The sequence below is a fragment of the Verrucomicrobiota bacterium genome (genome assembly GCA_016871495.1).
In the GTDB taxonomy this organism is placed as follows: domain Bacteria; phylum Verrucomicrobiota; class Verrucomicrobiia; order Limisphaerales; family VHDF01; genus VHDF01.
Genome location: VHDF01000047.1, coordinates 1 through 12,052, shown reverse-complemented (window position 1 = coordinate 12,052; position 12,052 = coordinate 1). Strand labels below are relative to the sequence as shown.

The 12,052-nt window shown below is 60.5% G+C and carries 9 protein-coding genes; 8 read left to right on the top strand and 1 reads right to left on the bottom strand.

Features of this window, described 5'->3' with window-relative positions; genetic code table 11:
• The first annotated feature begins 55 nt into the window (after positions 1-55).
• From FJ404_11595 to FJ404_11575, 5 genes are read left to right on the top strand one after another with little or no spacing between them, the layout of a single operon-like run.
• Positions 56-730 (top strand): thymidylate kinase, encoded by a 675-nt coding sequence (locus FJ404_11595; protein ID MBM3823509.1) that lies wholly within the window; start codon positions 56-58, stop codon positions 728-730.
• A gap of 18 nt (positions 731-748) precedes the next feature.
• Positions 749-1,516: a thymidylate kinase gene (locus FJ404_11590; GenBank protein MBM3823508.1), complete on the top strand. Its 768-nt coding sequence runs from the start codon at positions 749-751 to the stop codon at positions 1,514-1,516.
• A 12-nt stretch (positions 1,517-1,528) separates the two neighbouring features.
• Positions 1,529-2,512, top strand: a complete 984-nt coding sequence (locus FJ404_11585) for an ROK family protein (GenBank protein ID MBM3823507.1) — start codon at positions 1,529-1,531, stop codon at positions 2,510-2,512.
• Positions 2,406-3,491 (top strand): hypothetical protein, encoded by a 1,086-nt coding sequence (locus FJ404_11580; GenBank protein ID MBM3823506.1) that lies wholly within the window; start codon positions 2,406-2,408, stop codon positions 3,489-3,491. Before FJ404_11585 ends, FJ404_11580 begins: the two co-directional genes overlap by 107 nt.
• On the top strand, positions 3,488-4,105 hold the full coding sequence (locus FJ404_11575) for an HD domain-containing protein (protein MBM3823505.1): 618 nt from the start codon (positions 3,488-3,490) through the stop codon (positions 4,103-4,105). Before FJ404_11580 ends, FJ404_11575 begins: the two co-directional genes overlap by 4 nt.
• Positions 4,106-4,237: 132 nt before the next feature.
• Here the strand turns inward: FJ404_11575 and FJ404_11570 are convergent, their stop codons facing one another.
• On the bottom strand, positions 4,238-9,382 hold the full coding sequence (locus FJ404_11570) for a c-type cytochrome (protein MBM3823504.1): 5,145 nt from the start codon (positions 9,380-9,382) through the stop codon (positions 4,238-4,240).
• Between the two features lie 177 nt (positions 9,383-9,559).
• On the opposite strand from FJ404_11570, the gene FJ404_11565 reads away from it, so the two are divergent.
• The 3 genes from FJ404_11565 to FJ404_11555 form a co-directional block, all read left to right on the top strand.
• The gene (locus FJ404_11565; protein MBM3823503.1) at positions 9,560-10,579 is read left to right on the top strand and encodes an NAD-dependent epimerase/dehydratase family protein; all 1,020 of its coding nucleotides are present in this window, start codon (positions 9,560-9,562) and stop codon (positions 10,577-10,579) included.
• Between the two features lie 6 nt (positions 10,580-10,585).
• A complete protein-coding gene (locus FJ404_11560; protein MBM3823502.1) occupies positions 10,586-11,071 on the top strand; it encodes a YajQ family cyclic di-GMP-binding protein in 486 nt (161 codons plus the stop codon).
• A 604-nt stretch (positions 11,072-11,675) separates the two neighbouring features.
• Positions 11,676-12,052, top strand: a 377-nt coding sequence (locus FJ404_11555) for a hypothetical protein (protein MBM3823501.1), incomplete at its 3' end; no start/stop codon positions are given.

The following is a 12,052-nucleotide window of genomic DNA, read 5'->3' as shown; positions in this document are numbered from 1 at the left end:
GACTCCGTCTCGTGTGGCGGTGGTGGACGCTCTGAACATGCCTCCATCGGATCGGATGAAGACGTTTGCCCAGTTGGGTTTTCCTGGCCGGTTGATCGCCGTCGAGGGCATCGACGGTTCCGGCAAGTCCACCCAAATCCACCTGCTCAAACGCTGGTTTGAACAGCGCGGCCTCAAAGTATTCTTCACGGCGTGGAACTCGTCGATCTTGGTCAAGAGCGCGACGAGCAAAGGCAAGAAGCGAGAGCTGCTGACCCCGACCACGTTCAGCCTCATCCATGCCACCGACTTTGCCGACCGTTACGACCGGCAAGTCGTTCCGCTCCTCCGGGCCGGTTACTTGGTTCTGTGCGACCGCTACATTTTTACGGCGTTCGCCCGCGATGTCGTCCGCGGCTGCGAGCCCGGTTGGGTGCGTGAGCTCTATAGCTTCGCCGCGTTGCCCGACATCGTCTTTCTCTTCAAAGCCAATTTGAACGTCTCCCTCCGCCGTATCTTGGACGGTCGCCCCGAACTCAAATATTTCGAGGCGGGCATGGACTTGCGCCTGTCCCAGGATCCCTACGAAAGTTTTCGGATTTTTCAGGGGCGCCTGCTCGAACAGTACCTCGCCATGAGCACCGAATTCGGCTTTCACATCATCGATGCCAACCAAGCCGTCGAACCCCAGCAGGCCTTGGCGCGCAAGCTCGTCTCCGACCGCCTGGACCTCGACTCTTTCCGCCGATAATCGATCGCCCGCTCGCCTATGCCCCGCCCCAACCCCGCCCCGCGCAAAGTCTCGAGCAAGGCCTCGCGCCCGGCCGCCGAGGTGCTCATTCCCCGCCCCAGTCGCAAACGGTTTTTCGGCCAGGGCATCCCCGGGGTCAACTTGGAGGAACTCGTCGGGAAATTGGTGGTCGTGGAAGGCGCCGACGGATCCGGACGATCCACCCAGATCTCCCGCCTCGTGGATTGGCTCGAAGGCTGCGGCCATGCCACCGTCCAGGTCGGCCTCAAACGATCCACGTTGGTCAGTGAGGAACTGCAACAAGCTCAGAACGGGAACATCCTCAGCCATACCACCATGAGCTTGTTCTACGCGACCGATTTTGCAGACCAGCTCGAGAACGTCATCCTCCCTTCCCTCCGGGCGGGCTTTGTTGTCCTGGCCGACCGATACATCTATACCCTGATGGCGCGGGACCTCGTCCGGGGCATGGATGAAGCCTGGCTCAAGAACCTCTACGGCATGGCCCTCGCGCCTGACGCAATCTTTTACCTGAACGTCTCTCCCGAGGAACTCGTCCAGCGCAATTTCGCCAAGAATCACGCCCTCACTTATTGGGAAAGCGGCATGGACCTCGGGCTGGCGACCGACATGTTCGATAGTTTCTTGAAATACCAGGGCTTGATGCGCGACCAGTTCAAGCGACTCCAGGCGCTCTACGGATTTACCATGATCGATGGTCATCGAGGTTCGGAAGAGATCAGTGTTGAATTGCGCTCTCGTATCCAGGACGTCCTTGCCGCCTGAACTCCCACCTCCATGGCCGACCCTAATCCCAAAGGAGACTATTTCGTCGGTGTCGATCTGGGCGGGACCAAAATCCTGGCGGGCGTGTTCCAACCTCAGCTCAAGTGCCTGGGGCGCTCCAAGCTCAGCACCAAGGCCGAACGCGGCCCTGAAGAAGTCATCAGTCGAATCGCCAAGTGCGTGGAAGACGTCATCGACGAGTGCGATCTTCAAAAGAAGAACATTCGCGGCATCGGCCTGGGAGCTCCGGGTGCGGTCGATCCCGAGGAAGGCGAAGTCCTTTTCGCCCCCAATCTCGGCTGGGAAAAGCTCCCCTTGGCCAAGCTGCTCGAAAAGCGCCTGCAAATCCCCGTTTTCCTCGAGAACGATTGCAATATCTGCACTCTCGGCGTCAGCGAGGCCGAATACGGAGGCAAGGCCAAGAACCTTTTCGGCATCTTCATCGGAACCGGCATCGGCGCAGGCTGGATTCTCGACGGCAAACTCTACTCGGGGTTCAACCGCACCGCCGGCGAAATCGGCCACATGGTGCTGGAGGTGGGCGGACCCAAATGTGGTTGCGGCAGCAAAGGATGTTTCGAGGCCCTGGCCAGCCGGTCCGCCATCTTCCGTCGCATCCAAGCCGCCGTCAAAGGCGGGCAGAAAACCGTGCTCACGGAATTGCTCGGCGCCGACCTCGAAGACCTCCGCAGCGGCGATCTTCGCAAAGCCCTCAAACGCGGCGACACCTTCGTCCAGAAAGTCATCGAAGAGGCGGCTGAATACATCGGCATCGCCGTCGCCAATATCATCAACCTGCTCAATCCCGAAGTCGTGGTCCTCGGCGGAGGCGTCATCGAACAACTCGCGGACGAAATGATGGCCATCATCGTCGAAACGGCCAAAGACTATGCCATGCCTGGCACCTGCAAGGGCATCGCCATCGAAGCCTCCAGCCTGGGCGACGGCGCCGGAATCACCGGCGGTGCCGTCCTGGCCCGGCAACGCACGCGCTAATCAGCCGCCTCAAGGTCGCTTCCTCTTTCCCGACCCCCTCGACTGGCTCATGCGCCGCGCCGTCATCGACATCGGAACCAATTCCGTCAAACTCCTCGTCGCGGACTTGGACCGCGCTCACTCCCGCCTCACCCCCGTCCTCGAACGCGGAATCCAAACGCGTCTCGGCCGCGGATTCTACACCCATCGCCTGCTCCAAACGGAGCCGGTGGCCGCAACCGCCCAGACTTGCCGCGACTTCTTCCGACTCGCCCGCGAACACCACGCCGAAGAGGTCATTCTTGTCGCCACCAGCGCCGTGCGGGAGGCTCTTAATCCCGAGCTCCTGCTCGAAGCGGTCCTTCAGGCGACCGGCCGCCCCGTTCAAATTCTTTCCGGAGAAGAAGAGGCGGATCTGGCGTTCCTGGGCGTGGGCACTTCCCCGGCCATCCTGCCTGACCGGCGATTGATCCTCGATGTCGGCGGCGGAAGCACTGAATTCATTCTCGGCATCCCCGAATCGATCCCATACCGGCAAAGCTTCCCGCTTGGAACGGTTCGCACCATGGAATCCGCCGTGGTCTCGGATCCCCCCGCGCACGGCGAACTCCATGCCTGCCAGGAGCAACTCCATCACTTTCTGCAAAAGCAGGTCGCCCCCTCGCTGCGCCCGCAACTCGACTCGATCTCCGGCCCCTGCCCTTGGATCGCCACGGGTGGCACCGCGGCGCTGCTCGCGTGCCTCGAGCTTTCCCTGGAGTCCTTCGATCGCGATCGGATCGAGCAATGTGTTCTGACGCGTTCCGCCCTTCGCTCCCGTTGCGCGTCGCTCTGGCAGCTCTCGCTCGCCGAACGGCGCCTCCTGCCTGGACTCCCGCCGAATCGCGCCGACGTCATCCTCTTCGGGGCCGCCATCATGCTCGCCGTTCTCGACGCCTTCGAGGTGACGGAACTCCGTCCGAGCACGCGCGGACTTCGCTTCGGCGCTCTTCTCCGATGATGATCCAGGACACTCGCCGCCGTGCGGAAGTCGCCGCGTTGCTGGCGGCCCGCGAAGCCGAACCCGCCCACGTCGAGCAGGTGGCTCGCTTGTGCTGTCAACTCTGGCAGTCCCTGCGTGCCGAACCTCCGCTCCCCCGCCTGACACCTGCGGCGCCCGAATGGCTCGAGGCCGCTGCACTCCTCCACGACATCGGCTGGTCCGAATGCCCCGACGGCGGCGGACATCACAAAGCCTCCGCCCGCCTCATCCGTGAATTTGCCTGGCAACACTGGACCGTTTTCGAAATCGAAGTGTTTTCCCTTATCGCCCGCTACCACCGCAAAGCCGAGCCGAGCCGCGACCATGAACCGTTCGCGCGCCTCGATCCGGTCCAACAAGACCACGTCCGCACCCTCGCGGCCCTCCTTCGGGTCGCCGACGGACTGGACCGCCGGCATTTGGCTCGGGTTGCCGCCCTGCGGGGCATGGCCCGCCCCGATGTCATCGTGGTCTCTTTAACTCCCGACCGGACCGGAGACCCGCTCGAGGAGGAGATCGCCGGAGCTCAACGCAAATGCGGGCTCGCCGAAACCGTTTTCGGCAAGCCCTGGACTTTCCAACGGGATGCCTAGCCCGGAAATTTCATGCACGGGACGCCCGGTGAGGACACCGGGCCTACAAACACGGAGGCAGTCGCGATGGTAGGCCGCGTGCCCTCACGCGGCGTACTGTCGCGGATTCAAGCTCAGTATGGATTATCCGGGCTAGCGCTTGGCCGCCCAGCGGACCGCGTTGATCAGCAGTTTCTTAAAGTCCTCGTGGCTGTGAGCCCGTCCATCGTGTCCCAGGGCAATGCCCGCGATGCGAGCCTGATCATGTTTCACGATCCAGACACTCGGATGTGGTTTCTTGAATTTTTCGCTGGGAGTGGTCTCCGCCAGAATCTCGATCGGAGATCCCTGAGGATCCGGTTCGAAGTAATAAAGTTCGTCGACCAGTCTGAATTCCTTGGAGACGCCGCGGGTGATGGGATGCGCCTCGTTCAGGATCTTCACCCCGAACTCCCCCAGCCGGTCGTGTCCGCGTGAAGCGCCTCCGACGATCGACCGATTGTACTCCGGCCATCGGGGATAATTCAACCAAACCCCCGCATGCAGCAGCACAATCCCTTTACCCCTGCCCGCGAACGCGAAGAGCTCCCGTCGCACGTCCGGCGAATCCCAGCCCGCGCTGTTCACGCTTAAGACCACCACCTCCACCTTCCCAAGCTCCGCGGCGGTAACCTCCGCGCGCTCCGTGTAATTCACGCTCAGACCGGCCTCCTTCAAAGTCTGCACATCCGCAAGGTTGAAAAAGCGATGGAAATCATGGGAACTGCCCCCTCCCACCAGCAGCGCCCGGGTTCCCGCTTCCCACTTCAATGCCTCTGGAGGGGCCGCCGCCGCCCCCCGGGTCACCGCCTCAAGGCCGGGCACAGCCTGGTCGCTCAGATCCGCCGTGATCGCCACCAGCGTCGCTGCCACGTCGTTGTTGAAACTCTCGAGCGTGAGGGAATCCACGACCTCGTTCCGTCCCAGCTTCAACGAATGCAGCCGCAGTTGATCCCCTTCCGTCAATCCCCGCACCAGCTTGGATCCCGGCACCTCCACAACCTTGTTGTAGTCCGCAAACTCCACCGCATTGTGCAGGGTGAACGATTCCGTGCTGCCGCTCGCATACCGCACGCTGGCTTTCAGGGCCGGAAGTTTCTCTGCGATCGCCGGATATCCCCAGCCGGCAATGCCCCCCAGAAAGTGCAGTTGGCGCGCCGGCAATACCACCTTCGCCTCCACTTTTTGCGGCAGCGTTCTCGAAAACATCTCTCTTCCCGCCCCTCCCTTCAACACGACCACGTCGTATCCTTGTCGATGCCGGCCCGGCTCCGAGATCCGGAAGGGAATACCGTGCGCGACCACGGCGCCCCGTTTCGTAAGGTGCAGCCGTTCCACGTCGGATTGCACGGTGCGATACATGCCCCTGCGGCTGTCCGCAGTGTAAGCGCCCAACAGGTCCACGAAACGATAGCGGTTCTCTCCCGCCGACATGTAGGCTAACAGGTCGCGCAGTCCTTCCTCGCCGAGTGCCTCAAAACCTTCCGGCATCAAAGAACGACCCGTATTCCTCCTCGAAGCGACCGTGGTCTTGGGCACTTCCCTCTCCCCGGACGCGTCTCGCAGTGCGATCATCGCGTTGTTTTCCCGCGCGATCACCCCCTGCAAAGATTCCCCGTCCTTCGTCTCGATGCTCCACGCTGTGAAACTCAAATCAACTTCTCGATTGGGATCCAGAATGTGGACCAGCAATTCCGACGGTCCATGCGCTCCAATGCCGTCCAAAGGAGGCCCCACGTACTTGCCTCCCCCCCCGAACTGATGGCAAACCCCGCAGTTGACGTTGAACAGTTCCTTCCCTTTGGCGGTATTGCCCGGTTTCTCAACTTCCTTCACGAATCGGGCGATCAACGCATCCTTTTCCTTCATCTCAGGCCCGCGCAGCCTGGCGATCACGGCGGCCGCCCTCTCGGCCACCTGATTGTCCGGATGCTGGCGAAGCCGATAAGCGTTGGCGGGCCCGAGAATTTCGTAGCGGACCGCACCCGAGTCCAAAGCCTGCACCAAGGCCAGGGACCAAGGAGCGCGCTTTAAAATCTGGCTCACGGCCGCCGCTTGCCCCTCCCCGCCCAGCTTCGGCAGCACACTCACCAACAAGGAGCCCGCTTCAGCGTCCTGCAAGCCCCCCAAAACCTCGATCAACTGCATTTGTAACGGGCCCGTGCCCTCTGACAAAACGGATCCTAACCTTCCAAGGATGCCCTCGTTGATCTTGCGCGTGGACAGCAGAATGCGCGCGCTCTCGACGCGGGACTCCACACTTGCGCCCGACGCCGAGAGTCGATCCATCAGTTTGCCGCCCACCTGCCTCGTTTCCTTGCTCAAGGTGTTGCCTTCATCCCATCGAACCGCCACCGGCAAGGCCGCGGCCGCGACTTGGAGATCCGCGGAACGCAACAGCGCCCGCAAGGCGTCCTTCAGTTCGGATGTCCAAGCCGGAGGGGCCGAGGAGGACGCCGCCAAACTGTCCAGAATGGTCTTCTTGCTCGCATTTCGATCCTCACCCTTCTTCGACACCAGAATCGCAAGCTTCGCCGCTTCCTCGGGCTTCGCTCCCACCAGCGTCGAGGTCAGGGCATTGACCATCGGACCCAGTTTTCCCGCATCGCTCGATGCGAACGCCGCGTCCAGGAACGCTGCGGGCGAACGATGCGCCGCTCTCATGAATGCGGCTCTCACATGGGCATCCGCGATCCCGGGATACATCCGGACCAGCGAAACTGCTTCTTCGGCACTCAGATCGAACTCAGCCAGCGCCAGCAGCGCTTGCAACGCGACCGACCGGTCCGACTCCCCGGCCAATCGCAGGCTTTCCGACTTGAGGGCGGACCGCACGAGAGCACCCGATGCGCTTCCCGCCGCCGCCATGAGCGCGTTCCTCCTTACCGCGGCAGAACCGTCTCGTGCGGCTTGGGAAACGGTGGAAGGGCCAAGCCTGCCGAGCCGGGCCAGGGCCCAAAGCGCCCCCACCTTGGCGTGCGCGGGTTTTTCCCCAGCCACGATCCGGGCCAGCTCTCCCCCATCCTCCAATCCCTTCTCAACCAGGAGCCGCACGGCGTTCATGCGCGTATGGTCATTGGGGTGTTCCAAAGCCCGCGCCAGCTCGCGGCCCCCTACCCCTTCCAGCTTGGCCGCCTCCAGTTTCCTGGATTCCTTGTGATGCACCCTCCAGATCCGGCCGTAATAGTGGTCCCGGTCGGGACGCACCGCAGCGTTCTTCGGACCATGTTTAGGTCCGCGCGTGTCGTTGTGAATCACCGCCTGATTGTAAAAATCGACCACGTAGACCGCACCATCCGGACCGGTGCGGACTTCGATCGGCCGGAACCACATATCCTTGCCTCCGATGAACTCCACCGATTCCCTGCCCGTTTCGCGGCTTGCCGCATAGCTCACACCCTCGGGTCGCACGTGCTGGTGATGCACGATGTTGATCGTGGGCTCCGTCGTCAGATAAGCCTGATTCCAACGGGTCGGCCAGGCACCCCCTCCATAAATCACCGTGCCCGCCGCCGCGGTGAAACGACCCACTAAATCGATCTGTACGTAAGGCAGTTGTTCGTAGGGAATGAGCGGGAAAGTCTGAATACTCTTGCTCACGACTTTGAACGAAGTCAGGCCCGGTGTCTTGCTCCCCGCCACCTGGGCCTCACTCATGACGACGTGCATCAACAGATCCCCGCTCGTGGGCTGCGTCCAAAAGACCTCATGGTCCCACGCCATCTGCAAACCCCAGGTATTACCCCCTTTGGAGGAAAACTGCTCGAACGCGGAACCATCCGGTTTGAACCTCACCACGCCGGAACCGATGGTTCCATATTCCTTGCTGCCATCACCGGACTTCACCTTGCCCGCGCTGTAGCCATGCGTGCCGTAAATCCAGCCGTCAAACCCCCACCGCAAATTATTGAGAACAGCGTGGGTGTCCTGAACGCCCAATCCCGTATAAAGCTTTTCAACCACATCCGCCCGCCCGTCACCGTTCGTGTCGCGCAAAAATAAAACGTCAGGCGCCTGGGACACAATCACCCCGTCCTTGTGCAGGACCAAGCTGGTCACCAATTCAAGGCCCTCATGGAAGATCTGCTTGCGATCCATGAGCCCGTCACCGTCGGAGTCCGTCAAAATCGAAATCTTATCGTAGGCCGGACGTTCATACCGCCGGGTCTCCTCGTTCAAACGGCCTTCCGTCCACTGCTGGACCAGATCCGCCGGACCGTTCGCATAGCGCCCGTCCGGATATTCCGGAGTCTCCGCCACCCAAAGACGGCCCTTCTCATCCCAATCGATGTTCATGGGCTTGTTGATCAAGGGTTCCGCCGCCACAAGGGACATTTCGAATTCCGGATGCAAATCAAGCTGCGCCTTGGATTTGGCGGGCAACGAGGGCCCCCCCTCGGGATATCTCAAGGACGCCAGCTCCTCCGGCTTGGCGAAAGCATCCAAGGCCTCCCGCTTCCCCGCCCAAGCAATGCCCCGGAGCAGCACCGCGCGATAATGCGGAAGATGAAAGGTGCGGAACTGATGACCGGGAATCGAGACGAACGCCCGGTACGGCTTCCCCCCTTCCAGCGTCCTTTCGAACGTCCACATCTGGGGCTGAATATCGTAAACCGTGACCTTCCCGCCCGTGGGCTGGCCCCGCGGATCGTTCCGGCGGGCGTTCCTGGTGTTGGGCGTGTAGGCCGCTCCGAGAATCCGGATCGAAGGATCCAGATCCATGTCGTAATAGATTTCGTCGTTCAGATCAAAGTTCGCGGCTCCACGAGTGATCGGATGCGTCTGGTCGGTGTAGTAAAACGACATCGGTCCCTCCAGCCACTTGGTCTGGTTCCAGACCCAAGACCCCCCGATCACCGATTTCAAGTAAGCGGAATGCCCCGGTTTGTTGAGCGGCACTGTGGCTGTGTGCAGCACGACCAAGCCTCCACCCCGCTTTAGGAACGCCTCCAATCCCGGCCGTTTCTCCTCCGGAACATCGCCCCCCTCCTGCGCATACATCACCAACACGTCCGTTCGCTCCAACTGCTCGGCGGTGGGCAGCTCCATGGCGCCTTCCACCTTCATGCCGCGCCCGGTCAAGAGTTGAGTCCACTCTCCAAGGAATCGCGGATGAGCGTGAACCTCCTGGCCCCGGTTCGACTGCCCCCCGCGGATGAAAACGCGGAGCGGTTCGGCGGCCAGGGCACTCAGAACCCCCGCCATGACGGCCAGCATCACAGTGACGTGACGAACGATGAGTAGGAACGAACTTTTCATGGGCTTTGCGAGTTAATGATGCCGGCCGGGTTAATCCCACACGAGCGCAACAGCGTCTTCAAATGAAAATCGATGAGCTTGTCCGGATCGGAAGGAATGTGATCGCTCCCGGCGGACCTGGCAATACCGATGCACCGCGCGCTTTCCTTCACCTGTCCGACCCTTCAGAATCGACGCATGAAGTGTTTCGTGACAGGAGCTTCAGGCTTCGTCGGATCCAATCTCGTGGCCGAGCTCCTCCGCGCCGGACATGAAGTCAAGGCGCTCTGCCGCAAGAACAGCCTTCGCCTCGGGCTGGACGGCTTGGACTGCGAAATCGTGGAGGGAGACATCCGCAATCGTCCCGGCCTGGAGCGCGCGTTGCGGGGAAGCGAGTGGTGTTTTCACACCGCCGCCAGTTACCACTTGTGGCTGCGCGACTACGCCCCGATGTATGAAGACAACGTCGAAGGAACGCGAAATGTTTTGAATGCCGCCCGGATGGCCGGATGCTCGCGTGTCGTTTATACCAGCACCGTGGGCTGCATCGGTCTTCCGCAAGACGGTAAAAATCCCGTCCAACCGACCGACGAAACAGCTCCGGTGAGCGAATCGCAAATGTCCAATCACTACAAAAGATCGAAATGGAAAGCCGAGGGTGTGGCGCTGAACATGGCGCAACAAGGAGTTCCCGTGGTGATCGTCAATCCCAGCGCCCCGATCGGTCCGCGTGACGCCAAACCCACGCCGACAGGCCAGGTTATCGTGGATCTCCTCTCCGGACGCATGCCGGCCTTTCTCGACACCGGATTAAACTGGGTTCACGTGCGCGACGTGGCCTGCGGCCATATCCTCGCCGCGTCGAAAGGACGTATTGGAGAACGCTATATCCTCGGGAACGCACAAGGCAACTGGAGCATGGGCGAGACGCTGAAGCTCATCGCTGAGATTGGGGGGTCGAAAGCGCCACTATTTCGCATTCCATACGCCCTTGCCTACGCCGCCGCCCTCTGCAACGAGAGCCTTTCCTGGCTTACCGGCACCCCGCCACGAGCACCCCTGGCGGGTGTGAAGATGGCTCGATACAAGATGTACTTCAACCCCGCCAAAGCCATCCAGGAATTAGGCATGCCCCAAACCTCCCCGCGCCAAGCTTTCGAAGATGCGATTGCTTGGTTTTCCACCAACGGCTATCTCTCCAAACCTCAACGCCGCTAAACGCCTATGCCCACCTTCGACATTGTTTCAGAAGTCAACTCCATGGAAATCGAGAACGCCGTCAACCAGGCGCGCAAAGAACTCGCCACGCGCTTCGATTTCAAAGACAGCCCGGCCGAGATCAATCTGGAGAAAAATGAGATCCACTTGACCGCTCTCGATGCCTACAAAATGAAAACGCTCGTCGAAATGGTCACGACCAAACTCTCCAAACGAGGCGTCAGTCCAAAAAACGTGGACAAAGGGGATCCTGACCTGTCGCCCTTGGGTCACGCGCGCCAAACCATCAAAATCAAACAGGGCCTCGACTCGACCGTTGCCAAGGAAATCGCCACCTTCGTGAGACAACTCGGCCTCAAAGTCACCGCACAGATTCAAGGGGATACCGTTCGAGTCAGCGGCAAAAGCAGGGATGACTTGCAATCCGTCATCGCCGCCGTGAAAGGAAAGGACTTTCCGCTTGCTCTCAACTTTCAGAATTTTCGCGATTGAGACTAAGAACGACAAGATGAAGGAAGCTCGCGACAGTCGTTCTCATTTTGGTGGGTAGGGCGCGTCACTCCGTGCGCGCCGCCTTTGGAAACACCCGGTTTCGGCGCGCAGCGGAGTGCGCGCCCTACCTTGATCATTCAAAATGAAAGCTGCTGAGCTCGCGAGCCGCGCGGAAATCCATGAAGAATGACTCGCTCGGAAACCTCGGCCTTCGAGTCCATTTGAACACGGCGATAACCCAGGCGCCAAAGCCTGCTCCTGGCATCTCTTATGCTAATCGTTATCGTGCGGGCCGGTTCTTTCGGTGCTCCACCCGAAAGACCCTTGGGGCGCAGCACACTTTTTCCTTGCGCAAAGCATTGAAAATGCGTAACTCTGACAGCAATTGTTCGGGACTAGCTCTTTTCTACCCTCGTAGAAAAACGTCGCGGGATGACGGAATGCCCGCGATATCGACCCAGAAAACGACAGCAGTAAGAGCACGGTTTGGAGCGGATTGGATCAGCTCCGAAAGGTCGTTATAGCCGTCGGCAAAGCGTTTTGGACGGCCGAAAGGGTTGGGCCATGAGGGTGGGAATCGGGCACGTGTCACGAACAGAACTGCATGAACCAAAATACTTTTTGTTGCAAAAAACCGGCGCCGCGCTTAAATGAATTTACCCATAGCCAATACGACAAAACCATGAACAGACACACAATAGACCCCATGAAACGCGATACCTATACCGTGCCTAGGCAAAGGAGTCGTGCCTGGCAATGGCTCGCGGCCTTAATGATGGCCGTATTTGCTGTGGGCTCCACCAGCTCCGCCAGCGCAACTTCATTCAACCCAAGACCTTTCGACGTGGCTCACATATCCGCCCAAAGCGGCTGCGGAGCCGCCAATGCCATCGTCGAAAACGGAGAAACCATCACGGTGACCTTTGGGCTCACCAACAAACTCTCCGGAAACACCCTCGCCTTGGTGGCGACGCTGCAATC

Bases quoted from the DNA above. Each gene is read 5' to 3' on its own strand.
- FJ404_11595 (MBM3823509.1), top strand. From the start codon at position 56: ATGAAGACGTTTGCCCAGTTGGGTTTTCCTGGCCGGTTGATCGCCGTC.
- FJ404_11590 (MBM3823508.1), top strand. From the start codon at position 749: ATGCCCCGCCCCAACCCCGCCCCGCGCAAAGTCTCGAGCAAGGCCTCG.
- FJ404_11585 (MBM3823507.1), top strand. From the start codon at position 1,529: ATGGCCGACCCTAATCCCAAAGGAGACTATTTCGTCGGTGTCGATCTG.
- FJ404_11580 (MBM3823506.1), top strand. From the start codon at position 2,406: ATGCCATGCCTGGCACCTGCAAGGGCATCGCCATCGAAGCCTCCAGCC.
- FJ404_11575 (MBM3823505.1), top strand. From the start codon at position 3,488: ATGATGATCCAGGACACTCGCCGCCGTGCGGAAGTCGCCGCGTTGCTG.
- FJ404_11570 (MBM3823504.1), bottom strand. From the start codon at position 9,382: ATGAAAAGTTCGTTCCTACTCATCGTTCGTCACGTCACTGTGATGCTG.
- FJ404_11565 (MBM3823503.1), top strand. From the start codon at position 9,560: ATGAAGTGTTTCGTGACAGGAGCTTCAGGCTTCGTCGGATCCAATCTC.
- FJ404_11560 (MBM3823502.1), top strand. From the start codon at position 10,586: ATGCCCACCTTCGACATTGTTTCAGAAGTCAACTCCATGGAAATCGAG.